Origin of the sequence: Pseudothioclava arenosa, from assembly GCF_002358085.1 — a bacterium.
GTDB lineage: Bacteria > Pseudomonadota > Alphaproteobacteria > Rhodobacterales > Rhodobacteraceae > Pseudothioclava > Pseudothioclava arenosa.
Map to the genome: position 1 here is coordinate 312585 of NZ_NTJD01000001.1, position 26109 is coordinate 338693.

At 65.0% G+C, this 26109-nt stretch carries 26 protein-coding genes and 1 other RNA gene; 14 read left to right on the plus strand and 13 right to left on the minus strand.

The features are described 5' to 3' along the window. Window positions 1-72 precede the first annotated feature (72 nt). The 9 genes from CLN94_RS01550 to CLN94_RS01590 all read right to left on the minus strand — a co-directional run bounded on the left by CLN94_RS01550 (window position 73) and on the right by CLN94_RS01590 (window position 8332). A complete protein-coding gene (locus tag CLN94_RS01550) occupies window positions 73-426 on the minus strand; it encodes a TfoX/Sxy family protein (RefSeq protein ID WP_096430325.1) in 354 nt (117 codons plus the stop codon). Then, complete coding sequence (gene recR, locus CLN94_RS01555) at window positions 426-1022, minus strand: recombination mediator RecR (protein ID WP_096430328.1); 597 nt, start codon at window positions 1020-1022, stop codon at window positions 426-428. The genes CLN94_RS01550 and recR overlap by 1 nt, the downstream gene beginning before the upstream one ends. Window positions 1023-1036: 14 nt before the next feature. Continuing rightward, on the minus strand, window positions 1037-1381 hold the full coding sequence (locus tag CLN94_RS01560; protein WP_096430330.1) for a YbaB/EbfC family nucleoid-associated protein: 345 nt from the start codon (window positions 1379-1381) through the stop codon (window positions 1037-1039). A gap of 10 nt (window positions 1382-1391) precedes the next feature. Next, the gene (locus CLN94_RS01565; protein ID WP_096430332.1) at window positions 1392-3197 is read right to left on the minus strand and encodes a DNA polymerase III subunit gamma/tau; all 1806 of its coding nucleotides are present in this window, start codon (window positions 3195-3197) and stop codon (window positions 1392-1394) included. 71 nt (window positions 3198-3268) lie between these two features. After that, window positions 3269-3365, minus strand: an RNA gene (ffs, locus tag CLN94_RS01570) — signal recognition particle sRNA small type. A gap of 210 nt (window positions 3366-3575) precedes the next feature. Further along, a complete protein-coding gene (locus tag CLN94_RS01575; RefSeq protein WP_096430335.1) occupies window positions 3576-4343 on the minus strand; it encodes an ABC transporter permease in 768 nt (255 codons plus the stop codon). Then, a complete protein-coding gene (locus tag CLN94_RS01580) occupies window positions 4343-5131 on the minus strand; it encodes an ABC transporter ATP-binding protein (RefSeq protein ID WP_096430337.1) in 789 nt (262 codons plus the stop codon). Before CLN94_RS01580 ends, CLN94_RS01575 begins: the two co-directional genes overlap by 1 nt. A 58-nt stretch (window positions 5132-5189) precedes the next feature. Then, window positions 5190-6164 carry an ABC transporter substrate-binding protein gene (locus CLN94_RS01585; RefSeq protein WP_096430718.1) on the minus strand — a complete coding sequence of 325 codons (975 nt, stop codon included), beginning with the start codon at window positions 6162-6164 and terminating at the stop codon, window positions 5190-5192. Window positions 6165-6349: 185 nt separating this feature from the next. Next, complete coding sequence (locus tag CLN94_RS01590; protein ID WP_096430340.1) at window positions 6350-8332, minus strand: bifunctional 2',3'-cyclic-nucleotide 2'-phosphodiesterase/3'-nucleotidase; 1983 nt, start codon at window positions 8330-8332, stop codon at window positions 6350-6352. Between the two features lie 185 nt (window positions 8333-8517). Here CLN94_RS01590 and nudC point away from each other — a divergent pair, with 185 nt between their 5' ends. Then, the gene (nudC, locus tag CLN94_RS01595) at window positions 8518-9480 is read left to right on the plus strand and encodes an NAD(+) diphosphatase (protein ID WP_096430720.1); all 963 of its coding nucleotides are present in this window, start codon (window positions 8518-8520) and stop codon (window positions 9478-9480) included. 57 nt (window positions 9481-9537) lie between these two features. Next, window positions 9538-10011 (plus strand): SRPBCC family protein, encoded by a 474-nt coding sequence (locus CLN94_RS01600; protein ID WP_096430343.1) that lies wholly within the window; start codon window positions 9538-9540, stop codon window positions 10009-10011. Here the strand turns inward: CLN94_RS01600 and CLN94_RS01605 are convergent. Beyond that, window positions 10008-10844 (minus strand): prephenate dehydratase, encoded by an 837-nt coding sequence (locus CLN94_RS01605; RefSeq protein ID WP_096430722.1) that lies wholly within the window; start codon window positions 10842-10844, stop codon window positions 10008-10010. The genes CLN94_RS01600 and CLN94_RS01605 overlap by 4 nt on opposite strands. 168 nt (window positions 10845-11012) lie before the next feature. On the opposite strand from CLN94_RS01605, the gene CLN94_RS13880 reads away from it, so the two are divergent. From CLN94_RS13880 to CLN94_RS01640, 7 genes are all read left to right on the plus strand, one after another. Then, complete coding sequence (locus tag CLN94_RS13880) at window positions 11013-11420, plus strand: c-type cytochrome (protein ID WP_179300203.1); 408 nt, start codon at window positions 11013-11015, stop codon at window positions 11418-11420. Window positions 11421-11557: 137 nt separating this feature from the next. Further along, on the plus strand, window positions 11558-12091 hold the full coding sequence (locus tag CLN94_RS01615) for a c-type cytochrome (protein WP_096430349.1): 534 nt from the start codon (window positions 11558-11560) through the stop codon (window positions 12089-12091). Between the two features lie 140 nt (window positions 12092-12231). Continuing rightward, window positions 12232-14124, plus strand: a complete 1893-nt coding sequence (locus CLN94_RS01620) for an extracellular solute-binding protein (protein WP_096430724.1) — start codon at window positions 12232-12234, stop codon at window positions 14122-14124. Between the two features lie 34 nt (window positions 14125-14158). Continuing rightward, a complete protein-coding gene (locus CLN94_RS01625) occupies window positions 14159-15313 on the plus strand; it encodes a microcin C ABC transporter permease YejB (protein WP_096430351.1) in 1155 nt (384 codons plus the stop codon). Further along, window positions 15313-16419, plus strand: coding sequence for an ABC transporter permease (locus CLN94_RS01630; protein WP_096430354.1), 1107 nt, complete (start codon window positions 15313-15315; stop codon window positions 16417-16419). The genes CLN94_RS01625 and CLN94_RS01630 overlap by 1 nt, the downstream gene beginning before the upstream one ends. Further along, window positions 16416-18029, plus strand: a complete 1614-nt coding sequence (locus tag CLN94_RS01635) for an ABC transporter ATP-binding protein (RefSeq protein WP_096430357.1) — start codon at window positions 16416-16418, stop codon at window positions 18027-18029. The genes CLN94_RS01630 and CLN94_RS01635 overlap by 4 nt, the downstream gene beginning before the upstream one ends. After that, a complete protein-coding gene (locus CLN94_RS01640) occupies window positions 18026-19246 on the plus strand; it encodes a glycosyltransferase (protein WP_096430360.1) in 1221 nt (406 codons plus the stop codon). The genes CLN94_RS01635 and CLN94_RS01640 overlap by 4 nt, the downstream gene beginning before the upstream one ends. Before the next feature lie 278 nt (window positions 19247-19524). On the opposite strand, the gene hemN is transcribed toward CLN94_RS01640, so the two are convergent. Next, entirely contained in the window at window positions 19525-20880 is a 1356-nt protein-coding gene (hemN, locus tag CLN94_RS01645; protein ID WP_096430363.1) for an oxygen-independent coproporphyrinogen III oxidase, read from the minus strand. Between the two features lie 59 nt (window positions 20881-20939). On the opposite strand from hemN, the gene fnrL reads away from it, so the two are divergent. Then, the gene (gene fnrL, locus CLN94_RS01650; protein WP_096430365.1) at window positions 20940-21686 is read left to right on the plus strand and encodes a transcriptional regulator FnrL; all 747 of its coding nucleotides are present in this window, start codon (window positions 20940-20942) and stop codon (window positions 21684-21686) included. A 42-nt stretch (window positions 21687-21728) separates the two neighbouring features. Here the strand turns inward: fnrL and CLN94_RS13885 are convergent, their stop codons facing one another. Further along, window positions 21729-21941 carry a hypothetical protein gene (locus CLN94_RS13885; RefSeq protein WP_179300204.1) on the minus strand — a complete coding sequence of 71 codons (213 nt, stop codon included), beginning with the start codon at window positions 21939-21941 and terminating at the stop codon, window positions 21729-21731. Between CLN94_RS13885 and CLN94_RS01660 the strand changes: the two genes are divergently transcribed. Beyond that, complete coding sequence (locus CLN94_RS01660; RefSeq protein WP_143598860.1) at window positions 21925-22314, plus strand: hypothetical protein; 390 nt, start codon at window positions 21925-21927, stop codon at window positions 22312-22314. The genes CLN94_RS13885 and CLN94_RS01660 overlap by 17 nt on opposite strands. A 53-nt stretch (window positions 22315-22367) precedes the next feature. Here CLN94_RS01660 and CLN94_RS01665 read toward each other — a convergent pair whose 3' ends face one another. Beyond that, window positions 22368-23207 carry a universal stress protein gene (locus tag CLN94_RS01665; protein WP_096430373.1) on the minus strand — a complete coding sequence of 280 codons (840 nt, stop codon included), beginning with the start codon at window positions 23205-23207 and terminating at the stop codon, window positions 22368-22370. A gap of 312 nt (window positions 23208-23519) precedes the next feature. On the opposite strand from CLN94_RS01665, the gene ccoN reads away from it, so the two are divergent. From ccoN to CLN94_RS01680, 3 genes are read left to right on the plus strand one after another with little or no spacing between them, the layout of a single operon-like run. After that, a complete protein-coding gene (gene ccoN / locus CLN94_RS01670) occupies window positions 23520-25115 on the plus strand; it encodes a cytochrome-c oxidase, cbb3-type subunit I (RefSeq protein ID WP_096430376.1) in 1596 nt (531 codons plus the stop codon). 14 nt (window positions 25116-25129) lie between these two features. Further along, window positions 25130-25867 (plus strand): cytochrome-c oxidase, cbb3-type subunit II, encoded by a 738-nt coding sequence (ccoO, locus tag CLN94_RS01675; protein ID WP_096430380.1) that lies wholly within the window; start codon window positions 25130-25132, stop codon window positions 25865-25867. Window positions 25868-25879: 12 nt separating this feature from the next. Further along, a complete protein-coding gene (locus CLN94_RS01680; RefSeq protein WP_096430383.1) occupies window positions 25880-26083 on the plus strand; it encodes a cbb3-type cytochrome oxidase subunit 3 in 204 nt (67 codons plus the stop codon). Window positions 26084-26109: the final 26 nt, after the last annotated feature.

The following is a 26109-nucleotide window of genomic DNA, read 5'->3' on the forward strand; positions in this document are numbered from 1 at the left end:
GGGTTTTCCCCGTGATAGCGGGCGGGGCGGGGCGGATCAATGGGCGGCGGTGGCGGCGGCGCGGATTGCGCCTCAGCTCTGGGGCTTTGCCCGTTTGCGCGGCTGTTTCGGTTTCGGTGCGGGCAGGGCGCGGGCGATTACGGCGATCAGGCCGGCGAGCCAGTCCGCATCCTCCCAGAGGTCGGCGTCGATACGCCAATGCATCCGTGCGCCGGGATAGGGCAGGCCCTCGGTCGGGCCGTCGGGCAGGGCGGCGAGATAGTCGGTCGCCGCGGGGATCTGTTTCACGAAAAGCGCATCGTCACACAGGAGCGCGACGGTCTTTCCCTCGGCATAGACCGCGTATTCGCCGAACATCTTGCGGGTGCGGATCTGGTCGCCCAGCTGTTCGCGCAGGAAGGCCTCGGTCTCGGGGCTGGTCGCCATCAGAACGCCTTGCGCGCGCGCAGGGCCGCCTGGATCGTGCCGTCGTCAAGGTAATCCAGCTCGCCGCCGATCGGCACGCCCTGCGCGAGGCTGGTGATCGAGACGCCGGTGCCTTCGAGCGCCTCGGCGATGTAATGGGCGGTGGTCTGGCCCTCGACTGTGGCGTTGAGGGCAAGGATCACCTCGCCCAGCCCCTCGTCGCGGACGCGCGCGACAAGGCGCGGGATTCCCAGCTCTTCGGGGCCCACCGCATCAAGCGCCGAGAGCGTGCCACCCAGCACGTGATAGCGGCCTTTGAAGGCCTGACCGCGCTCCATCGCCCAGAGGTCGGCGACATCCTCGACCACGCAAAGCTCGCCGGTGGCGCGTTTCGGATCGGTGCAGATCTCGCAGATGTCGCCGGTCGCGATATTGCCGCAGCGCGCGCATTCGCGCACGGTTTCGGCGACATGGGCCATGGCCGCGGCGAGGGGCGCCATCAGCGCGCCCCGCTTGCGGATCAGGTGCAAGACCGCACGCCGTGCCGAGCGCGGGCCCAGCCCCGGCAGCCGCGCCATCAGCGCGATCAGGGCCTCGATCTCGTCACCTGCGCTCATCGTCGGGCCGCCGATCAGCTCGGCAGATCCATGTTCTCGGGCAGGCCCAGCTCGCGCAGGAGCTTGCGCTGTTCGTCCTGCTCGCGCGCCTTGGCCTTGGCCTGCGTGTCCTTGATCGCGGCGAGGATCAGGTCCTCGACCACTTCCTTTTCCGAGGCCTGCAGAATCGACGGGTCGATCGACAGCCCGGTCAGCACGCCCTTGGCCGAGGCGGTCGCGGTGACCAGCCCGGCGCCGGCCTCGCCGGTAACCTCGATCGAGCCAAGGTCTTCTTGCAGTTTCGCCATCCGCTCCTGCATTTCCTTGGCGGCCTTCATCATCTTGGCCATGTCGCCAAGCTGGCCCAAACCTTTCAGCATTGCGCTCTCCTTAATTGTCCTCGAAAGGATCCCATTCATCTTCGACCGGAGCCAGCGCTTCGGCATCGACCTCGGCGGCCAGCTCCTCGGCGCTGGTGATATCGGTGATTTTCGCCTTGGGGAAGGCCGCGAGGATCGCCTGCACCATCGGGTTTTCGCGCGCCTCGGCCTCGGCGGCACGGAAGGTCGCGTCGCGGGCCTCGGCGATGGTTTTGGCGCCGCCCTCGGCCACGACCGAGACCCCCCAGCGCGCGCCGGTCCAGCCCTGAAGGCGCTGTCCAAGCCGCGCAGCAAGGTCACGCGGGGCGTCGGGTGTCGGCTCGAACTCGATCCGGCCCGGCGCGTATTTCGCCAGCCGGATGTGGCCTTCAACCTCGACCAGAAGCGTCATGTCGCGCATCCGCCGGATCAGTTCGACCACGTCTTCGAATGTCGCAAAGCGCGCAAGCGGATGCTCGGCCTGCGGTGCGATCGCCACAGCCGCAGCCCCGCCCTGCGCGCGGGCCGGCGCCAAGGACCGCATCGTCAGCCCATGCACCGGGCCTGCGCCCATCGCCGGGCCGCGCCCCGCGCCGCCCGAAGGCCCGCCCGCAGGCGCGCCACCCGGACCGCCCGCGCCGGGGCCCGTCGGATTGGGCCCTTTGCCGAGCTTCGCGATCAGCTGCTCGGGCGTCGGCAGGTCGGCGACATGGGTCAGCCGGATCACCGCCATCTCGGCCGCCATCATCGCGTTCGGTGCCGCGCCCACCTCTTCGATCGCCTTCAGGAGCATCTGCCACAGCCGCGTCAGCACCCGCATCGGCACTTTTTCGGCCAGCCCCTGGCCGCGCACGCGCTCTTCGGGCGGCACGGTCGGGTCTTCGGCGGCCTCGGGGGTGATCTTGATGACGGAAATCCAATGGGTGATCTCGGCCAGATCGCGCAAGACCGCCATCGGGTCGGCGCCATCCGAATATTGCCCCGACAACTCGGCCAGCGCCTCGGCGGCCTGCCCGTGCAGGATCATTTCAAAGAGGTCAAGCACCCGGCCCCGGTCGGCCAGCCCCAGCATCGCGCGCACCTGATCGACCGTGGTCTCGCCCGCGCCATGCGCGATCGCCTGATCCAGAAGCGACATCGCATCGCGCACCGAGCCCTCGGCGGCGCGGGTAATCAGCGCAAGCGCGTCATGGGCGATAGCCGCGCCTTCCTTGCCAGCCACGGATTGCAGATGGCCGATCATTACTTCGGGCTCGATCCGGCGCAGGTCAAAGCGCTGGCAACGCGACAGAACCGTCACCGGAACCTTGCGGATCTCGGTGGTGGCGAAGATGAATTTCACATGCGCTGGCGGCTCTTCGAGCGTTTTCAGAAGCGCGTTGAAGGCGCTGGTCGAGAGCATGTGCACTTCGTCGATGATGTAAACTTTGTAGCGCGCCGAGGCCGCCCGGTAATGCACGCTTTCGATGATCTCGCGGATGTCGCCGACGCCGGTGCGTGAGGCGGCGTCCATCTCCATCACATCGACATGGCGGCCCTCGGCGATGGCCTTGCAATGTTCGCACTCAAGGCAGGGCTCGGTGGTGGGGCCGCCCTTGCCGTCGGGCCCGACACAGTTCAGCCCCTTGGCGATGATCCGCGCGGTGGTGGTTTTACCGGTGCCGCGAATGCCCGTCATGATGAAGGCCTGCGCGATGCGCGAGGCGGCGAAGGCGTTCTTGAGCGTGCGCACCATCGCATCCTGCCCGATCAGGTCGGCAAAGGTCGCGGGGCGGTATTTGCGGGCCAGAACCTGATAGCCGGCGGCTGTCTGGGGTTCGGCGGGCAGATCGGACATCGGGGCGCTCCTCATGGGTCCGCCGCAGTCTAGTCGGCGGGGCGTCCAAGTCAAACCGATCGAGGGGGTGGGGTGAGAGGCTGGACAGCGACCCAAGCGGGGCTCGTTGCGGCTGCTTCCTTCCGGACCTGACCGGGTTGGCGAGGCGCTCGCCCGCGCCAACCTCTCGCGGCCCGATATAGGCAAGCGCGGCCGGATTCGCAAGACATGCCGACGTGCGCCGGGAAAACGGGAAAAGGGGGCGCTGCCCCCTCTGGCCTCACGGCCATTCACCCCCGGAGTATTTTCGGCTCAGTGAAAGAGGGAAGGGTTTCATCGAGCCCGAAATACTCCGGGGGGAGTCCGAAGGACGGGGGGGCAGCGTCCCCCTGCCCGGGTTCAGTGGGCGGGGCGTTCGGCCCAGCCGGCAAAGATCTTCTCGAGCGCAACCACCGCGTAGTAGAGCACGATGCCGAGGGCGGCGAGCGCGATCAGCACGGCGAACATCAGGGGATAGTCGCCGTTGGTCTCACCCGATTTGAACAGCGCGCCAAGGCCGCGGCCATGCGGGCTGACGATTTCCACGAGGTTGGTGCCGATGAAGGCCAGCGTCACCGCGACCTTCAGCGCGCCGAAGAACTCGGGCAGGGTTTTCGGCAGGGCGATCTTCCAGAACACGGTGAATTTCGAAGCGCCGAGCGCGCGCAGGATGTCGCGATACTCGGGTTCGAGCGTGGAGAGCCCGATGCCGACCGAGACCGCGATCGGGAAGAACGAGATCAGGAAGGCCATCAGCACCGTGTTGAAATCATGCTGGCCGATGAACAGAAGCGCCAGAACCGGCACGAGCGTTGCCTTCGGGATCGCGTTGAACCCCACCAGCAGCGGGTAAAGCCCGTCGCGCGCGATCCGCGAGAACCCCATGATCATGCCCAGCAGCGTGCCGACCACTACCGCGATCAACAGCCCCAGCACCGTGCGCCACAGCGTCTGCCAGCCCATGGTGAAAAACAGTTTCCAGTATTTCGCGTAGGCTTCGGGCAGGTCGGACGGCGAGGCCATCACGTAATTCGGCCAGCCGTTGACCTGCACGATCAGCTCCCAGATCGCGAGGAACAGCACGATCGCGGTCAGCGGCACGACGATTTTCTGCAGGTTCTCGTTCATCAGTGCATCTCCCCGTCGCGGCCCTGTGCAATGCGGATCTGGTCGCGCAAGAGGTGCAGCATCTCGACGGCCTTGGGTTCGTAGAGCACGTCGATCGTGCGATCCGCGGGCAGATCGACATCCAGCACGTATTGCGTTTTCGCCGGGCGCCCCGTCAGCACCACGACCTGGTCGCCGAGAAACACGCTTTCGCGCAGGTCATGGGTGATCAGGACGCAGGTGAAGGGCTCGGCCGCGCGCAGGTCGCGCATCGTCTGCCAAAGGTCTTCGCGGGTGAAATTGTCAAGCGCGCCAAAGGGTTCGTCCATGATCAGCACATCGGGGCGATGCACGATAGCGCGGCAGAGGCTGGCGCGTTGGCGCATGCCGCCCGAGAGTTCGGAGGGGCGCTTGTTCTCAAAGCCTTTCAGGCCGACCATTGACAGCAGCTCTTCGGCACGGGCCTCGCGCTCGGCGCGCGGCATCCGCGGTGCCACGATCTCCAGCGGCAGAATCACGTTCTCGATGATCGAGCGCCACTCCAGCATCACCGGGTTCTGGAAGGCCATGCCCACGGTTTTGCGCGGGCTCGAAACCTCTTGCCCGTCCAGCACCACCGCGCCGCGATCGGGGCGCATCAGCCCCGAGACCAGCCGCGTCAGCGTCGATTTCCCGCAGCCCGAGGGGCCGACCACCGCGCAGAACTCGCCCTTGGGCACTTCGAGGTCGAGTCCCTCAAGCACGGGCAGCGGACCGTTGCGGGTTTTATAGGCGTGGTGCACGCCCTTGATGTCCAGAAAGCTTTTCATTTTACCTCTTCGGCGGGCAGGCAGAATGAAGGGGCCCGAAGGCCCCTTCCGTCTTGTCTCATTCGAGCATCAGGCTGCCATCCGTCGGCAGGTAGGAAGCGTCGAAATAGGCCGCCGCATCCGGCGTGTTGGTGAACTCGTAGACCATCTTCATCTGTTCGATCGCACCGGCCATGCGCTCGGGGTCGATCGAGCCGATGCCGTTCGCCTTGACGAAATCGGTCAGCACGTTCGCGTCGATCGACATCTGCAGACGCTCGGTTTCCAGCGCGGCATCGGCGGCCGGGTTGCGCTTGATCAGCGCCTCGACGGCGACGCCCGGCTCGGCCACGGCGGCTTTCCAGCCCTTCGCGGTGGCGCGCAGGAAGCCGGTGACGATCTCGGGATTGGCCTTGGCGAAGTCGGTGTTCACGATGATCGCGTTGCCATAGAGATCGACGCCGTAATCGGCCATCAGCAGGATTGACTGATCTTCCAGCGGCACGCCGAGGCGCTTGAGGTTCAGCGTCGACGAGAACGAGAAGCCCGTGACCGCCGCGACCTTGCCTTCGGCCAGCATCGGCTCGCGCACCGGGAAGCCGACCGGCTCGACGGTGATCTTGCTCACATCAAGGTCGTTTTCGGCGGCGAAGATCGGGAACTGCGCCCAGGCGCCATCCGGCGGCGGCGCGCCGAGGATCTTGCCTTCAAGGTCTTTCGGCGTCTCGATGCCCAGCGACTTGCGCCCGACCACGGCAAACGGCGGTTTGTCGTAGATCATCATCACCGCGGTGACCGGGGCGTCGGGGTTCTGGTCGAGGAATTTCATCAGCGAGTTGATATCGGCGAAACCGATCGGAACTGCGCCCGTCGCCACCGGCGGGATCGCGTTGACCGAGCCGGTGCCCTCGGTGATTTCGACGCTCAGGCCTTCTTCACCGTAGAAACCCTTGTCGATCGCCAGGAAATAGGGCGCCGAGGGGCCCTCGAATTTCCAGTCCAGCCCGAAATGAATCGCGGTTTCCGCTGCCGCCGGTGCGGCCATGGCGAGCATCAGCCCCAGTGCCGACGCGCCGAAACCCAGTTTGCCTTCGAACATTTCTTACTCCCCGTCATGGTTACGCGGCCGCCAGGGGCCGCTTGCAGGGGCGATCCTGCGCCCTGCGCGGGGGCGCGGAAATCTCGGGCAGGGGGGTGACGCTAGGGTAGTTCCGGAAACCCGGCGGAGTTGCCTAAAAATCAGGCGCACTGCGTGGAAATGGTGCGCATCGCAGAAGTTTCGGCGTCGAAAAACAGGCGCATGCGCAAGAATCCCTCGGTCGTCTGCCCAAGCGGCTGCATTTCGGGGCCATCCGCCAGCGGCAGACAGGGCGCGGCGCGGGGCGAGGTCTCGAAGATCGCCGAAGTGCCGGGCAGGGGTGCAAAGCGCCAGACCTCGGTTGGGCGCGGGGCCAGCGAGGCGCTGGCGCGGATCGTGTCCTCAAGCAGGTCGCGGCTCAGGACCGGGCGGCCCAGCGGTACGAGGGGATGATCGGGCGCGATGAAATGGCCTGCGCCGCTGCTGCGATAGGAGTTGGTCACCAGGATGAATTCCTGTGTGTCGCGGATCGGCAGGCCATTCAGCCGAATGTCATCCACCCGCCGAGCCCAGGGCGCGCGCATCTGCCCGTCGGGCGCGTAGCGGGCGGGCTGGCTCGGGTCGATCCGGTAGCTCAGGCCAAAGAGCATGTCGAAATTGTAGCAGGGAAACTCGGGGTCGATCAGCGGCTGATCCTGCGCACCGGGGGTGACCTGCGCAAAGATCCCCGCCGCGCGTTCCAGCCATTCGCGAACCTGCGCGCCGTTCAGCCGCAGCGCCGTCACCGAGTTCGAATAGACATAGACATCGTCGATATTGGCCAGAACCAGGGGCCCGGCGGGCAGGTCGATGAAATAGCCCGGGCCGCCCCGCCCGCCGCATTTGAACGGCGCCACCGCCGAGAGGATCGGCAGCTTCGCCTCGGGGCGCCCGGCCAGCCGCAGGCGGGCGAACTGCGCCTGCGCCTCGGCCAGAAAGCTCATGATCGGATCTGGGGCGACCAGCGAGAAAAACGAGTTCACCGGAGAGGTCAGCCGCCCGACCTCCTGACGCAGATGGCCCAGCGTTTCCTGATGCGCGTCGGCGACCGACAGGAGCACTTCGGGCGCCTCGGGCAGAGGCTCGGGGCGGTCGGGCGCGCCGCCGATCCGGATCGGGCGCAGGGCGGTCTCGAAATCCGCGATGCGCCAGCGCCCGTCCGGGGCTTGCGTCAGCGTCAGGTCAAGCACACCCAGATGCGAGCCCCAGCGTCCGGCGCTGAGCGCGGGCTTGCCCAGAAGGCTGCCGCGCAGCGGGTCGATGCCGGCGTTTGGCGTCATCCCGGGATCGGGAAAGGGCAGGTGGGTATGGCCGCACAAAAGCACGTCGATCCTATCAAGCCCCGCCAGCGCCAGCGCCGCATGTTCGAGCGCCTTGCTCTCGGGGTCGAGCCCTTCGGGCAGCGGCGCGATGCCGGTATGGGCCAGCGCGACCACCAGATCGACGCCCTGCGCGTGCAGCGCGGGCAGATGGGCGCGCGCGGCCTCAAGATAGGCGCGGGTCCGGGCCTTGCCGTCGAGCGCATCGCGCGCCCAAAGCTCGGTCTGCGGCGGCAGGAAGCCGATCACCCCGATCCGCAGCCGGTGCAGCGCCCCGTCCGAGGCCCGCATCTCGCGCTCCAGCACGACCCAGGGCGGCAAAAGCGTTTCGTCCTGTTGCGGCGTCGGGCCCGGCCGCGTCACCATATTCGCGCTGACCATCGGGAAATTCGCGCCCGCCACGACCTGCTGCAGGTAGTCGAGCCCGTAGTCGAACTCGTGATTGCCCAGCGTGCCCGCGTCATAGCCCGCAAGGTTCATCGCGGCGATCATCGGGTGACGCTCATGCGCGGCCAGGCTGCGCGCCAGCCCGAAATACTGCGCCAGCGGCGTGCCTTGCAGAAAATCGCCATTGTCGAACAAGAGCGTGTTCGGCGCCTCGGCGCGCGCCTGTTCAATCAGCGTGGCGATGCGCGCAAAGCCGGTGGCGGGGCAGAGGCAGTCGTTGAAATAGTCGTAGCCGTGGATATGGCCGTGCAGATCCGTCGTTTCGAGAACGCGCAGTGCGATCGTCACCCGATCCGTGCAATCCTGACCGGGGTGCGCCCGGGCAGAGGTGGTTGCCATATCCTGTCCCTCGTTTCGCCGCTGGGGTTTATGGGCCGCGATCGAAATTCTGTTCAACCTGTATATCGCTCAACCATAGGTAGAACAACCTTTCATTTTCCAACATTCTGGCCGCCGTTCCGGCACTGGCCAAAGCCGGCGCGCCGTGCCAAGTCTGGGCCTCGGAACAGGAGGGTATCATGACCATGCCGCCACGTGCAGAGCTAGCCTTCGCCGGATCGGGCCTTGAGCGCGCCGCCCATCTGCGTCGCGATGCCGGAGCGCTGGTGCGCCTTGCCGCCCATCCCGAGGCGCGGGTGCTGCCGTTCTGGCGTGGCCGTCCGGCCTTTGCCGCGGGTGGCGGGCTTGAATGGCTTGCGCCGGGGCATCCGGCCTTGTCCGATGCGCCGGGCGAGATGCTGTTTCTGGGCCTCGATGATGGCGAGGCCCCTCGCTTTGCCGCAAACCTCTCGCTCTGGACCCCGGCGGTGGACCTGCCCGACGCGCGCGCCTTTTTCGATGCGAGCGAACAGCACCATCCCGATATGCCCGAGGGCTCTGTCTTTGCCGAGTTGCGCGGCCGGATGATGGCGCTCTCCCCGCGTGAGGCCGAACTCGCGGCCTCGGCGCGTGCGCTGTTCGAATGGCACCGGGCGCATGGGTTCTGCGCGCGCTGCGGGGTGGCGTCGGACTGGGCCGAGGCGGGCTGGATGCGGCGCTGCCCGGACTGTGGCACGCAGCATTTCCCGCGCACCGATCCGGTCGCGATCATGCTGGTGACGCGTGGCGACCGGGTGTTGCTGGGCCGCTCTCCGGGCTGGCCCGAGGGCATGTTTTCCTGCCTCGCGGGCTTCATGGAGCCGGGCGAAACGCTTGAGGACGCCGTGCGCCGCGAGGTGGTCGAGGAAACCGGCGTGCAGGTCGGCGCGGTGCGCTATGTCGGCTCGCAGCCCTGGCCGTTTCCGGCCTCGCTGATGCTGGGCTGCGTCGCCGAGGCGGTGTCGGACGAGATCCGCCTCGATCCGACCGAGATCGAAGACGCGCTCTGGGTCTCGCGTAGTCGGCTCGCCGATGTCTTTGCCGGGGCCGACCCGATGATCCGAGCGCCACGTAAAGGTGCGATTGCGGGCTGGTTGCTGCGGCTCTGGCTTGCGGATCGGCTCGATTAAGGCCAGTCTCCGCCCCGAATATCGCCTCTGTCGTCTGTCCTCACGAGTAGCCTTCACATGAAATTTTCGACCCGCACCGACATCGCCGCGCCGGTGGAATTTGTCTTCGCCCAGCTTTCGGACTTTCCCGGCTTCGAGGCCGCTGCCCGGCGGCGCGGCGCCGAGGTGACGCGGCTTGATACGCTGGCGGCGCCGGGGGCGGGGATGTCCTGGGATGTGGCGTTTCGGCTGCGCGGCAAGCGCCGCCAGATGATCGCCGATGTGCGCCATTACGCGCCGCCCACGCGGCTCGACTACCTCGCCATCTCGCCGAGCTTCGCGTTGGAGCTGACGCTGGAGCTGGTACAGACCATGCCGGGGCGCAGCCGTCTGGTGATCGGTCTGGAGGTCAAACCGCGCTCGCTGCCGGCGCGGCTGATGGTGCAATCGGCCAAGCTCGGCCGCAAACGGCTCGATCGCAAGTTCGAGGAGCGCGTCGCGAAATTCGCCCGCGAGCTGGAAGACCGCGCCCGCGCCGCCGGCGTCGCTTAACGCTCGTCGCGCAGCGGGTCGGCCGGGTAGACGCCGAGGATTTCCAGATACGAGGTAAAATAACGCAGCTCGTCCAGCGCGAGCTTGACGTTTTCGTCGTCGGGATGGCCCTCGATATCGGCGTAGAACTGGGTCGCGGTGAAATTGCCCTCGACCATGTAGCTTTCCAGCTTGGTCATGTTCACGCCATTCGTGGCAAAGCCGCCCATCGCCTTGTACAGCGCGGCCGGGATGTTGCGCACGCGGAAGACGAAGGTGGTCATCATCTTGCCGGCGCGGCGGCTCAGGTCGGGCTGGCGCGACATGATGAGGAAGCGCGTGGTGTTGTCCTGCTTGTCCTCGATATGGCGCGCGAGCACGTCGAGCCCGTAGATCTCGCCGGCCAGTTCCGAGGCCAGCGCCGCGACCGACTTGTCGCCCTGTTCGGCGACGATCTTGGCCGAGCCCGCGGTATCGGCGCCTACTTCGCGGCGCAGCCCGTGCTCTTGCAGGAAGTTGCGCACCTGCCCGAGCAGGACGGTGTGGCTCATCGCGGTCTTCACATCGGCGAGCGTCGCGCCCTTGACCGCGAGCAGGTTGATATGGACGCGCACAAAGGCCTCGTCGATGATTTTCAGCCCGCTCTCGGGCAGAAGGTGATGGATGTCGGCCACGCGGCCATAGGTCGAGTTCTCGACCGGCAGCATCGCGAGATCGGCTTCGCCCTTGCGGACCATCTCGATCACATCCTCGAAGGTGCGGCAGGGCACGGCCTCCATGTCGGGGCGCGCGTCATGGCAGGCCTGATGCGAATAGGCGCCGGGCTCGCCCTGAAAAGCGATGCGCCCCGTGATGCCTTCGATCCTGCGTGCGTTCATGACAATCTCCTTCCGCCTGTTCGCGCTATAACTGCCCGCGCCGCGCGAGAAAAGCGCCAATACCGGCAAATTCCCGCGTGGGGCGGGCGTTGTGTCGCACAAGCGCCTCTTGTCGCGGCGGCGCGGCAATCCCATAATTTAGAAATGTTCCATTTTGATCGACCGACCCGCGTGTTTCGTTTTTCTACCCTCGTCGCAGCGCTTTTCGCGCCCGCGATGCCTGCCCTTGCGCTGGATCTGGCTGCGGCCGATCAGGACAAGGGGGCGGTGATCTTCGATCGCAAATGCTCGACCTGCCATGACGTGACCGGCCAGACGGTCTCGGGGCCGCCCTTGAACGGGGTGGTCGGGCGCAAGACCGCCTCTGTCGAGGGGTTTCCCTATTCGGATGCGATGCGCGGGCTTGATGGCGCCTGGACGCCGGAACTGCTCGATGCCTATCTGGTCAAGCCGCGCCGGATGCTGCCGGGAACGGCGATGTCCTTCGGCGGGCTCAAGAAGGACGAGGACCGGCGCGACCTGATCGGCTGGCTCGCGACGCTCAAACCCTGAGCGATTGAGCCCGGATCGGGCCGGAAAACCGGTGTGTTGGTCGTGAAATAGCGCTAGCGGTCCGAGAATCTACCTTGAAATGAACGGCCCAACCGGGATACATGCCCCAAACTGAACAGCCAATTCAGGGAAGAGCTATGTTCAACACGATGAATATCACGAAAGTTGCGGGCAGCGTGCTGGGCGCTTTCCTGTTCCTGCTCCTCGCGGCCTGGGTCTCGGGGTCGCTTTACCATATCGGTGGGGATGCCCATGGTGCCGAAGGCGCCGAGCATGCGATGATGACCGACAAGCCGGGCGGCCTGCTTGATGAGGGCGGGGCCGAAGAAGAGGCCGCGGCCGAAGAAGAAGTCGCGCTGGTTCTCGGCGAAGGCGATGCGGCCAAGGGCGAGAAAGTCTTTGGCAAGTGCAAAGCCTGCCACAAGCTCGACGGTTCGAACGCGACCGGCCCGCATCTGGATGGCGTCGTCAACCGCGCTGTCGCTGGGGTCGAAGGCTTTGGCTACTCGGACGCGATGATCGCCCATGGCGGCGAGTGGACGCTGGAGCGTCTGGACGCCTATCTGGCCAGCCCGAAAGACGATGTCCCGGGCAACAAGATGTCCTTCGCGGGCCTGAAAAAGGCGGAAGACCGCAACGACGTGATCACCTACCTGCAGTCGCTGCAGTAAGCGATCCGCAACAGATTTCGCGAAAGGCCGTGCCGCAGGGCGCGGCCTTTTTCTTTGCTCTCACGCCCGGCTCACGCGAAAGCAACTTGAAGCCCGCCCGTCCGCCCCTTTACCTTCGCGGGAAAGCACAGGGGGAAGTCATGGCAAAAGCGGCGATTGCGATTTCGGGGCGGGACCCGGCGGCGGGGCTGCGCCGCGCGGGGCTGGCGCTGATGCTGGGGGCGGGGCTCTGGCTGGGGCTGACGCAGGCCGGGCGCGCCGAAGACACCATCGTTGCCCATGGCGTCGCCACGCTCGGCACGCTGAGCTACAGCCCCGATTTCACCCATCTTGCCTATGTGAACCCCGAGGCGCCCAAGGGCGGCGAGATTTCCGAATGGACCTCGGGCGGGTTCGACAATTTCAACCCCTACACGCTCGAAGGTCGCGCCGCTGCCTGGGCCTCGGCAGCGCATGAATCGCTTTTGACCGGCACTGCCGACACCGTGGGCGAGGCCTATTGCCTGCTCTGCGAAAGCGTCGAATACCCGGCCTCGAAAGACTGGGCGATCTTTACCCTGCGCGAGGGTATCCGCTTTTCCGACGGCACCCTCGCCACCACCGATGACGTCGTCTTCTCCTATGAAACCTTCCGGGATTTCGGGCTGTCGTCGTTTCGCGCGGTGCTCGCGCAGCAGGTTGCCTCGGTCGAGAAGCTCGATGACCGGCGCGTGAAATTCACCTTCCAGCCGGGCTATCCGCGCCGCGACATCATTCAGGCGGCGGGCGGCTTGCCGCTCCTGTCGCGCGCGCAGTTCGAGCGCGACAAGATCAGCCTCGACAAGGCCTCGGACGTGCCGCTGATCGGCACCGGGCCCTACAAATTCGGCGCCTCCAAGGACGGTCGCTCGGTCAGCTGGGTGCGTAACCCCGACTATTGGGGCGAAGACCTGCCGATCAATCGCGGGCGCAACAATTTCGACACCGTGCGGATCGAGTATTTCGGCGATTACAACTCGGCCTTCGAGGCGTTCAAGGCGGGCGCCTATACCTTCCGCAACGAGGCCTCCTCGATCCAATGGGCGACGGGCTATGATTTCCCGGCCTTCACCAAGGGGCTCGTGCAGAAGGTCGAGCTGCCCTCGGGCGACGTGGCTTCGGGGCAGGCCTTCCTGATCAACCTGCGCCACCCGCATCTGCAAGACATCCGCCTGCGCGAGGCGCTGGGGCTCGCGTTCAATTTCGAATGGTCGAACGCGACGCTGTTCTACGGGCTTTACAGCCGGGTCAACTCGATCTGGGAAAACTCCTATCTGGCCGCCTCGGGCACGCCTTCGGCCGAGGAGCTGGCGATCCTAGAGCCGCTGGCTGCCGATCTGCCCGATGGCATCCTGAGCGACGAAGCGGTGATGGCGCCGGTCTCCAGCGCCGACCAGTTCGACCGCAAGAACCTGCGCCGTGCGGGCAAGCTTTTGGATGAGGCGGGCTGGAGCGTGGGCAATGACGGGCTACGCCGCAATGCCGCCGGCGAGGTGCTGCGCATCACCATCCTCAACGACAGCCAGACCTTTGACCGCGTCATCAACCCCTTCGTCGAGAACCTGCGCCGGATCGGCATCGACGCGGTCCACGAGCGCGTGGACGACGCGCAATATGAAAACCGCCGCCGCAGCCATGACTTCGACCTGATCACCAGCCATGTCGGCCAAGACCTGCTGCCGGGCGCCGACCTGCAGCAATATTTCGGCTCGGCCTCGGTGGGGGATGTGTTCAACGCGATGGGGCTGGCCAATCCGGCGGTCGACAAGATGATCCGCCTCGTCGAAGAGGCGAACACCCGCGAAGAGCTGGTGCCGCGTGTCCATGCGCTCGACCGGGCGCTGCGGGCGCTGCGGTTCTGGGTGCCGCAATGGTACAAGGCCAGCCACACCGTCGCCTATTACGACATGTTCGAGCACCCCGAAGTGCTGCCGCCCTATGCTCTGGGCGAGACCGACTTCTGGTGGTATAACGCCGAAAAAGCCGAGAAACTGAAACAAGCGGGCGCCTTCTGAGACCCGCGACCGAGGCAAGAGGACAGGGCAGCGCATGGGCGCCTATATCCTGAGGCGGTTGCTTCTGATCATCCCGACTCTGATCGGGATCATGATCGTCAATTTCACCCTGACCCAATTCGTGCCCGGCGGCCCGATTGAACAGGTCATTGCCCGCATCGAAGGCGAGGCCGACAGCCTGCGCAACTTCGCGGGCGGCGGCGATGCGGGCGGCGGGCAGGGCGGTGTCGAGGACAGCGGCTATCAGGGCGCGCGCGGCATCTCGCCCGATCAGCTCGCGCAGCTGGAAATCGACATGGGGTTCTCGCGGCTGGTCTGCGAGCCGGCATTCACCGGCACGCCCTCGGTGCGCGCGCCCGAATGCCGTGCCGAAAAGATCCCCGCGCTTGAGCGGTTCTTCATCATGATGGGGAATTACCTGAGCTTCGATTTCGGCAAGAGTTTCTTCCACTCGCAGACGGTGGTCGAGCTGGTGCTCGACAAGATGCCGGTCTCGATCACGCTGGGGCTGTGGTCGACGCTGCTGGCCTATCTGGTCTCGATCCCGCTCGGCATCCGCAAGGCGGTGAAGGACGGCACGCCCTTCGATACCTGGACCTCGGGGGCGATCATCATCGGCTATGCGATCCCGGGCTTTCTGTTCGCGGTGATGCTGATGGTGCTGTTCGCGGGCGGCTCGTTCTGGAAACTGTTCCCCTTGCGCGGGCTCACCTCGGACAATTTCGACCAGCTCAGCCTGATCGGCCAGATCCTTGATTACCTCTGGCACATCGTGCTGCCGGTGACGGCGATCACGATCTCCAGCTTCGCGACGATGACGCTGCTGACGAAAAACTCCTTCCTCGACGAGATCAACAAGCAATACGTCCAGACCGCCCGCGCCAAGGGCCTGACCGAAAAGCGCGTGCTTTACGGCCATGTCTTCCGCAACGCGATGCTGATCGTGATCGCGGGCTTCCCGGCCACGTTCCTGGGCGTGTTCTTCGGCTCGTCGATCATCGTGGAGACGATCTTTTCGCTCGACGGGCTGGGGCTTTTGGGCTTCCAGGCGGCGGTTGAGCGGAATTACCCTGTCATTTTCGGCACGCTCTACGTCTTTGGCCTGATCTCGCTGGTGGTGAATATCCTGTCGGACCTGACCTATGTGCTGGTCGATCCGCGCATTGACTTCGAGCGGAGGGCGGGTTGATGGCGCTCTCGCCGCTGAACCAGCGCCGCTGGCGCAACTTCAAGGCCAACCGCCGCGCGTTCTGGTCGCTCTGGCTGTTCCTCGGGCTGTTCGTCGCCTCGCTCCTTGCCGAGGTGATCGCGAACGACAAACCGATCGTCATGAGCTTTCGCGGCAGCCTCTATTTCCCGGCCTATAAATTCTATCCCGAGACCGAGTTCGGGGGCGATTTCCGCACCGAGGCGGTCTATCGCGACGAGGCGGTGCAATGCCTGATCGTGACCGGCGGTGCCGAGGCCTGCTGGGACGACCCCGAGGGCTTCATCGCCGAGGCCCGCGCCGCGGGAACGGTCGAGGGCGAACCGGTCGAGACCGGCTGGATGCTCTGGCCGCCGATCCCCTATCACTACCGCACGATCAACAACGTCGGCACCGCCCCTTCGGCGCCCGATGGCGATCACTGGCTGGGCACCGACGACACCGCGCGCGACGTGCTGGCGCGCGTGATCTATGGCTTCCGCACCTCGATCCTGTTCACGCTGATCGTCACCGTCGTCGGCTCGCTGATCGGGATCGCGGCGGGCGCGGTGCAGGGCTATTTCGGTGGGCGTACCGACATCATCTTTCAGCGCGCGCTGGAGATCTGGTCGTCGACGCCCTCGCTTTACGTCATCATCATCCTCTTTGCGATCCTCGGGCGCAGCTTCTGGCTTCTGGTGTTCGTCGCGATCCTGTTCGGCTGGCCGGCGCTGACGGGCGTGGTGCGCGCCGAGTTCCTGCGCGCGCGCAATTTCGAATATGTCCGCGCCGCGCGCGCGCTGGGTGTGGGCGACCGGGTCATCATGTTCCGCCACATCCTGCCCAATGCGATGGTGGCGACGCTGACGATGCTGCCCTTCGTCATCACTGGCACAATCTCGATGCTGGCCTCGCTCGACTACCTCGGCTACGGCCTGCCCAGCTCCGCGCCGAGCCTTGGCGAGCTGGCGCTGCAGGGCAAGCAACACCTGCACGCGCCCTGGCTCGCCTTTACCGCATTTTTCACCTTTGCCCTGATGCTGTCGCTTCTGGTCTTCATCTTCGAGGGTATCCGTGACGCCTTCGATCCGAGAAAGGTCTTCAAATGAGCCCGGTTCTCGAGGTCGAAAACCTGCGCGTCGCGTTCCGGCAGGACGGCAAGCTGATCGAGGCGGTCAAGGGCGTCTCCTTCGCCATCGCGCGCGGCGAGACCGTGGCGCTGGTGGGCGAAAGCGGCTCGGGCAAGTCGGTCACGGCGTTGTCGAGCGTGTCTCTGCTCGGCCCGAATGCGCAGCTTTCGGGCTCGATCCGCTATGAGGGGCGCGAGATGGTCGGCGCCTCGGACGACACGCTGCGCGCGGTGCGAGGCAATGACATCAGCTTCATCTTTCAGGAGCCGATGACGTCCCTGAACCCCTTGCACACGATCGAGCGCCAGATCGGTGAAAGCCTTGCGGTCCATCAGGGCCTCAAGGGCGAAGCTGCGCGCGCGCGCTGTCTGGAGCTGCTGACCAAGGTCGGCATCCAGAACCCCGAGACCCGGCTCGCGGATTATCCGCACCAGCTTTCGGGCGGGCAGCGCCAGCGCGTGATGATCGCGATGGCGCTGGCGAACGGGCCAGAGCTTTTGATCGCGGACGAGCCGACAACTGCGCTGGATGTGACCATTCAGGCGCAGATCCTTGACCTGCTGGCCGATCTGAAGCGCTCGGAGAACATGTCTTTGCTGTTCATCAGCCACGATCTGGGCATCGTGCGGCGCATCGCCGACCGGGTCTGCGTGATGCAAAACGGCGAGATCGTCGAGCAGGGCGCGGTCGAAGAGATCTTTGCCAATCCGCAGCATCCCTATACCCGCAAGCTCCTGGCGGCGGAGCCGAAAGGGCTGGCCGATCCGGTGCCCGAGGGAGCCGAGACGCTGGTGGAAACCCGCGATCTGCGTGTCTGGTTCCCGGTGCAGCGCGGGCTCCTGCGCCGCACCGTCGGCCATATCAAGGCGGTGAACGGCGCGACCCTGTCGGTGCGCGCGGGCGAGACGCTCGGCATCGTTGGTGAAAGTGGCTCCGGCAAGACGACGCTGGCGCTCGCGATCATGCGGCTGATCGCGTCCGAGGGCCCGATCAGCTATCTCGGGCAGGATATTTCGGGCTGGGGTGCGCGCGATCTGCGCCGGCTGCGCCGCGACATGCAGATCGTGTTTCAGGACCCGTTCGGCAGCCTCTCGCCGCGGATGACGATCGAGCAGATCATCGCCGAGGGGCTCACCGTGCACGGCGTAGAACCCGGTCGTGACCGGCGCGAGATGGTGGCGGAAATCATGGAAGAAGTCGGGCTCGACCCCACCGCGATGCACCGCTACCCGCATGAGTTCTCCGGCGGCCAGCGCCAGCGCATCGCCATTGCCCGCGCGATGATTTTGCGGCCCAAGGTGGTGGTTCTGGACGAACCCACCTCGGCGCTCGACATGACGGTGCAGGTGCAGATCGTGGACCTTCTGCGCACGCTGCAGCGCCGCTATGGGCTGGCCTATCTGTTCATCAGCCACGACCTGCGCGTGGTGCGCGCGCTCGCCCACAAGGTGCTGGTGATGAAGCGCGGCGATGTCGTCGAGGCAGGCCCCGCCGCGCAGGTCTTCGAGGCCCCGCAAAGCGATTACACGCGCGAATTGATCACCGCCGCGCTCGGCCCGCAGTACGCGCGCTCGGAGGCTTTGGGGTGAAGATCCTCTTCGTCCATCAGAACTTTCCCGGCCAGTTCCCGCATCTGGCTCCGGCGCTGCAACGGCGCGGCCACGAGGTTCTGGCGCTGACGACCGAGACGAATAACCGCCCCTCTCCGGTGCCGGTGATAAGATACCGCAGCCCCGAGCCGGTCGAGATGAGTTCGCGCCTGACCTTCATGTATGCCGAGGTCGCCGAGCGTGGCCTGCGCGCCGCCCGCGCCGCCCGCCAGCTGCGCGACGAAAAGGGCTATGTGCCCGACGTGATCGTCGGCCATTCCGGCTGGGGCGAGACGTTGTTCCTCAAGGAGATCTGGCCCGAGGCGCGGCTGCTGATCTATGCCGAGATGATGTATCGCACGACCGGTCTCGACACCGATTTCGACCCGGAATTCCGCCGCCCCGATTTCGACAGCCGGATACTGACCACCGCGCGCTCGGCGCATCTGATCCAGTCGATGGTGCAGGCCGATGCCGCGCTCGCGCCGACCGAGTTCCAGGCCGCGACCTTCCAGCCCGAGCTGCGCGCCAAGATCACCGTCTGCCATGACGGCATCGACACCACCCGTGTCTGTCCGAACCCCGCGGCGCGGCTGGCGATCCCGGGCACGGATCTGGTCTTCGCTCCGGGCGACGAGGTGCTAAGCTTTGTCAGCCGTTCGCTCGAACCCTACCGCGGCTATCACATCCTGATGCGCGCCCTGCCCGACGTGCTTTCCGCGCGCCCCAAGGCGCATGTGGTGATCGTCGGCGCTGAGGGCCAAAGCTACGGCGGCGCCCCGAAGGACGGCGTGAGCTGGAAACAGAAATTCCTTGAGGAGCAAGGCGACCGGATCGACCCGACCCGCGTCCATTTCCTTGGCCGCGTGCCTTACGAGACCTTCCTGTCGCTCCTGCAGGTTTCGCGCTGCCACGCCTACCTGACCTATCCCTTCGTGCTGAGCTGGTCGCTGCTGGAGGCGATGGCGGCGGGCTGCATGATCGTGGCCTCTGATACCGCGCCGGTGCGTGAAGTGATCCGCGACGGCGAGAACGGCTGGCTGGTCGATTTTTTCGACATCCCCGGCTGGTCGCGCGCGCTCACCGAGGCGCTCGCAGCGCCCGAGCAATTCGCCCCACTGCGGGCCGCCGCGCGTCAGGCCATTGTCGAAGGCTACGACCTGCACAGCCTCTGCCTGCCACGCCTGATCGACTTCGTCGAAACCGCGGGGCGGTGACGGAGCCGGGGGCTTTCCGCCCCCTCTTGGCTGCGCCAATTCACCCCCGAGGATATTTTGTGGCAAAATGAAGGGGCTTCAGATTTCTTTAACCACGCGCGTGCACTCTGGGCGGGCGGAACAGGCGGGGACGCCGATGACCGTGCAAAGTGAAGGCGCGCCCCTCTGGTGAGCCGGATGCGCAGCCAGCGGGGGCGCAACACTGTTTTCATTTTGCCAATAAATATCCCCGCCGGAGGCGTCCGACGGGGATATATTCATTGCGCTTTGTCGCGGGCTCAGATGGCCGAGCTGTGTCCGGCTTTCGACAGGTCGTAGGCGTCGAAATGACGCGCGATCATGCGGGTAAGCGGGCGGCCCTTTTCGGGGATTTCGAGGCCCGAGGTGGTGACGCGCACGCAATCCTCGAACTTTTCGGCGCAGGCGCCGAACTCCTTGGCCAGCTGGACCGGATCGGCACCGTAATCGCGCACGAGCTCATCGGTCGAGACCTTGAAGTCGCACATCAGCGCTTCGATCAGCCGCGAACGCATCTTGTCGTCTTGCGTGAAGACATGGCCCTTCGAGGTCGAGAATTTCCCCGCGCGGATTGCCCCGGTATGGGCGCCGGTCGAGGGGTTGTTCTGCGTAAAGCCTTGCGGGAAGCGCGAGATCGAGCTGGCACCCATACCGACCAGCGCTTCGGCGAGGTCGTCGGTATAGCCCTGAAAGTTGCGGCGCAGCTTGCCGGCCTTTTGCGCTTTCGACAGCCCGTCGGTTGGCAGGGCGAAGTGGTCGATCCCGATCTCGTCATAGCCGTCGGCGACGAAGAGCTTGCGCGCGGTCTCGAACAGGTCGAGGCGCTCTTGCGGGGTCGGTAGGTGCTCGGACGGGATCAGCGTCTGGCGCCGCGCCATCCACGGCACATGCGCATAGCCGTAAAGCGCCACGCGATCTGGACCGAGCGACAGCAGCTTTTGCACCGATTCCGCGATCCGGGCGTTATCCTGGAAGGGCAGGCCATAGAGGATGTCGGCGTTCAGGCTTTCGACACCGCGGGTGCGAATCATATCGACCGCACGCTTGGTGATTTCATAGCTCTGGTCGCGACCGATCACTTCCTGGATCTGCGGATCGAAATCCTGCACCCCGATCGAGGCGCGGTTCATCCCCGATTGCGCGAGCGCGTCCATGCGCGCGTCGTCGATCTCGTTGGGGTCGATTTCGACCGAGAATTCAGCGCCTTCGCCCATCGGCACCGCCTCGAAGACGGCCTCAGCGACGCGGCGCATCATGTCGGCGGGCATCAGGGTCGGCGTGCCGCCCCCCCAGTGCAGGCGCGACAGCTTCACGCCCGGCGCCAGCCGATCCTTCAACATTTTAAGCTCTGCGAGCAGCGTCTCCGAATAGGCGCGCACCGGATCGTCGCTCTGCGTGCCCTGCGTGCGGCAGGCGCAGAACCAGCACAACCGGCGGCAGAACGGCACGTGCATGTAGAGAGAGATCGAGGCCCCGGCCGGGATCGCTTCGATCCATTCGGCGAACGTTTCGGGTCCCACCTCTTTCGAGAAGTGGGGCGCGGTGGGGTAGCTCGTGTAGCGGGGCACCCGTGCGTCGAAAAGCCCGAGCCGGGTGAGTTGCGATTCCTGTTCCATGGAGGTATGTTTAGCGATAAGACGCGCAACAGAATTTGACCCAAGTCAAGAAAGCTCCCATGGCCTGTGAAGACATGGATACGGTGTCGCTGCATTGTAGTGACTGCCCGATCCGCCACCGCGCGGTTTGTGCGCGCTGTGAAACGGACGAGCTCGATCGGCTCGAAGAAATCAAATATTACCGCTCCTTCGAGGCTGGTCAGACGATCATCTGGGCCGGCGACCGAATGGATTTCGTGGCCTCGGTGGTGACCGGGATCGCGACGCTGACGCAGACGCTGGAAGACGGGCGCACACAGATGGTGGGGCTTTTGCTGCCGTCGGATTTCGTGGGCCGTCCGGGGCGCAACACGGCCGCCTATAACGTCACCGCGACGACCAATGTGATGATGTGCTGTTTCCGCAAGAAGCCCTTCGAAGAGATGATGGAGCGCACGCCCCATATCGCGCAGCGGCTCTTGCAGATGACGCTGGACGAGCTGGATGCGGCGCGTGAGTGGATGCTGCTGCTGGGCCGCAAGACCGCGCGCGAAAAGATCGCCTCGCTTCTGTCGATCGTGGCGCGCCGCGATGCCTCGATCAAGATGCAGCCGGCGCAAGGCTCGATGAATTTCGAACTGCCGCTGACCCGCGAAGCGATGGCCGATTATCTTGGCCTGACGCTGGAAACCGTGTCGCGCCAGATCTCGGCGCTGAAACGCGACGGCGTGATCGCGCTGGAAGGCAAGCGCCATGTGAGCGTGCCTGATATGGATCGGCTGCTGAGTGAGGCCGGGGACGACAGCGACGGCGGCTTCCTCGTCTGATCCAACCGCGCGCTTGATCGAAAACCTGATCCGGGTGATGCTTTAACCTTTCTTAACGAGGTTGAAGCCATGCTCAGGACAATTTTCATTTGCGTATTGATGGCGGCCCCGCTGCCGACAGCGGCTGCGGTTTCGCAAGGCGCGGTGCTTGCCGGGCAGGGCGATGCGATCGCCCATGGCGGCGGTTGCCGCAAGGATTCCCCAGCGGGTAAATGCTGCCACATGGATCGGAAGGCTGGTGTCGTTCACTGTCATTAAGCCCTTTTTGGGGGCGTGCCTGCTCGCTGGCGTTCTCGCTGGCGGCGTCGCCGGCCCGGTCTTGGCGCAGCCGCTCAGCCAGTCGATGGCGCAATGCGCGGGGCTGCATGTCTGGATGTCCGAGCGTGTCTCGGCGCCCGAGCGGCAGCAGAAGCTCGCGCAGATGGCGACGATCTGGCGGGGCGAGGCCTTGCGGCAGGCGCAGGCCGAGGGGCAGGGCAAGCCGGCCGAATTCGTGGCCGGGCATCTTTTCGCGATGCTGGAGACCTGGCGTGGAAAATCCGACTTTGCGGTGCTCAACGAGGAGTTCCGCGACTGGGTGAATTATTGCGGCTCGCTGGGCCGCTCGCGCGGGATCAGTTTCGAATAGAATGCAAAAGGGCGGCCCGAAAGCCGCCCTTGATCACAATCGCCCAAGCGGCGTCAGTGCGCCATCAGCACCGGCACTTCGGCTTTTTCCAGCATCGAGCGGGTGGCGCCGCCGAGGATCGCCTCGCGGAAGCGCGAATGCCCGTAAGCGCCCATCACCACCATATCGGCCTTGGTGTCGCGCACGTGGCGGTTGATCACGTCCGAGACGCGCGGCAGCGTTTTGGCCAGAACCGAGACCTCGGCATGCACGCCATGGCGCGACAGCATCTGGCTCAGCGCGCCGCCCGGGTCCGAGCGCTCGGGGCCATGGGCGGGCGGATCGACGATGGTGATGTCGACCATTTCCGCGGCCTTAAGCTCGGGCAGGGCCTTGCGGATCGCGTTCATCGCCTCGCTCGACTGGTTCCAGGCGACCACGATGCGCTTGCCGCTGGGCGGCGTGGTGTAACCGTCCGGGACGATCAGCACGGGCACCTGGCCCTCGAACAGCGCTGCCTCGACCGCCGCTTCGACCTCGGGGCCGCGGCCTTCGCCATAGGGCAGGCCCGCCACGACCACATCCGAGAAGCGCGCGCGCAGCCCGACCGCGGTCGAGATCGCGCCGATCTGCGCGACGATCGATTCCACGCTCCAGCGCACGTCCTCGGGGGTCAGTCGCTCGGTCAGCGCCGCCTCGAGCTTGCGCGCGTCATCCTGTGCGCGATCCATGGTTTCCTGCTGCACGAAGGCCGTGGCGCCGGCGTAGTAATAGCCGGTCTGGGTGCGGTCCACGCCCATGCAGAGCACGTCGAGATGCGCATCCTCACGCCGGGCCAGCGCGATCGCGGCCTCGATCTGTGCCTTGGAGGCGTCGACATCGGTCACAATCGTCAAAATCGTCTTATAGGCCATCACTGGGCCCTCCCGCTGAGAGATCTTCCTAGGTGCAGGCTAATCCCGGCAGGGGTGCGCGACCTTGACGCGGATCAAGCCGCAAGAAGAGAAAGCCGCCAGATAATCAGGCGGTTCCGGGGCGGCCTTGACAATTGTTAGCGCCACGAGCTTGTGAACTGCGACGAAACGGCGCAGGTAGGGCAGGAATATTTGATGCAGATCAATGCATCGGGCATACCCCCGGACCACAAGGGCTACAGTCGAAACCCCCTGCCCGGATTCCGATTCCCGGATATAGCGGGGGACAGACAAGACGAAGGGACGCACAACATGTGGGATTATTTCAAGCTGATCGCGCTTGGCGTCGTGGCGGTTCTTGCCGCCATTGCCGCCAATTACGGGCGCGATCTTGCATATACGGTGAACGCGATCGAGGTCTTCCTGGCCGCGGTCATCGCGTTCATCTGGGTGCTTCGCACCATGGGGTCGGCTCCGGCCCCGGCGAATGAATACAACGACGGCGTGGTTCGCGCCGGCGTCATCGCGACGACCTTCTGGGGCGTCGTCGGGTTTCTGGTCGCGGTCATCATCGCGTTCCAGCTTGCCTTCCCGGCGCTGAACCTCGAGATCGCGCAGGGTTATCTGAACTTCGGCAAGCTGCGCCCGCTGCACACCTCGGCGGTTATTTTCGCCTTCGGTGGCAACGCGCTCATTGCCTCGTCTTTCTATGTTGTGCAGCGGACTTCGGCTGCGCGCCTGTTCGGCGGCAACATGGGCTGGTTCGTGTTCTGGGGGTACCAGCTGGTGATCGTGCTTGCCGCGACCGGCTACATCCTGGGCGCCACCCATTCGAAAGAATACGCCGAGCCGGAGTGGATGGTTGACTGGTGGCTGACCATCGTCTGGGTGTTCTACCTGGTCGTCTTCCTCGGCACGATCTTCAAACGCAAAGAACCCCACATCTACGTGGCCAACTGGTTCTACCTGTCGTTCATCGTGACCATCGCGATGCTGCACATCATGAACAACCTCGCGATCCCGGTTTCGCTCTTCGGGTCGAAGTCGGTTCAGGTGTTCTCGGGTGTGCAGGACGCGATGACCCAGTGGTGGTACGGCCACAACGCTGTGGGCTTCTTCCTGACCTCGGGCTTCCTGGGCATGATGTATTACTTCGTGCCGAAGCAGGCTGAACGTCCGGTTTACTCGTATAAACTGTCGATCGTGCACTTCTGGGCGCTGATCTTCATTTACATCTGGGCTGGCCCGCACCACCTGCACTACACCGCCCTGCCGCAGTGGGCCTCGACCCTCGGCATGGTGATGTCGATCATCCTGTGGATGCCGTCCTGGGGTGGCATGATCAACGGCCTGATGACGCTTTCGGGCGCCTGGGACAAACTGCGCACCGACCCGATCATCCGCATGATGGTTGTGTCGATCGGCTTCTACGGCATGTCGACCTTCGAAGGCCCGATGATGTCGATCCGCGCGGTGAACTCGCTGTCGCACTACACCGACTGGACCATTGGCCACGTGCACTCGGGTGCTCTGGGCTGGAACGGCATGATCACCTTCGGCGCGCTGTACTACCTGACGCCGCGTCTGTGGGGTCGTGAACGCCTCTACTCGCTGAAACTCGTGTCGTGGCACTTCTGGCTCGCCACCATCGGCATCGTGCTCTACGCGGCGTCGATGTGGGTGACCGGCATCATGGAAGGCCTGATGTGGCGCGAAGTCGACAGCCAGGGCTTCCTCGTGAACGCCTTCGCTGACACCGTGAAAGCGAAATTCCCGATGTATGTGGTTCGCGGCCTCGGTGGTGTGATGTACCTGACCGGTGCCTGCATCATGGCCTACAACCTCTGGGCAACGGTTGCCCGCCAGCCGCGCACTGCGTCGTCGGCGGTTGCCGTTCCGGCCGAATAAGGAGGAGAGACACAATGGCTCTTATCGACAAACACGTCGTTCTTGAAAAGAACGCCACTCTCCTTCTGATCTTCTCCTTCCTCGTCGTCACGATCGGCGGCATCGTGGAGATCGCTCCGCTCTTCTATCTCGATAACACCATCGAGAAAGTCGAAGGGGTGCGTCCCTACACGCCGCTCGAACTGACGGGTCGCGACGTTTACATCCGCGAGGGCTGCTATGTTTGCCACTCGCAGATGATCCGTCCGATGCGCGACGAGGTGGAACGCTACGGTCACTTCTCGCTCGCTGCCGAGTCGATGTATGACCACCCGTTCCAGTGGGGCTCGAAGCGGACGGGGCCTGACCTCGCCCGCGTCGGTGGGCGCTACTCGGACGCTTGGCATGTGGATCACCTGGTGAACCCGCAGGCCGTCGTTCCGGAATCGGTGATGCCGAAATACGGCTTCCTGCTCAATCGCGAGATCGATGCGAAATACATCGAAGATCGTCTGAGCACCGATGCGCTCGTGGGCGTGCCCTACACCTCGGAAATGATCGCCGCGGCGAAGGAAGACTTCTTCGCTCAACTCGATCCGGACGCCGACACGGACGGCCTCCTCGAGCGTTACGGTGACAAGGTCACCATCCGTAACTTTGACGGCCAGACGGCGGTCACGGAAATGGATGCACTGGTCGCCTATCTCCAGGTTCTCGGCACGATGGTCGATTTCTCGACCTTCTCCGACGAGGAAGCCCGGGCAAGTCGCTAAGGAGGAATGGGAATGGATTATCACATTCTTAGGGAATTCGCGGACAGCTGGGCGATGCTCGCCATCTTCGCCGTGTTCATCGGCGCTGTGGTCTGGGCGTTCCGTCCCGGCTCCCGCAAGATCCACGAGGATGTGGCCAACATCCCCTTCCGTCACGATGACAAACCCGCCAGTCCCTTGCAGGATCCTGCCTCCGGGCAGGATCAGCAGGGATGACGGCGCCACGTTGTAAGGAGGCGTGG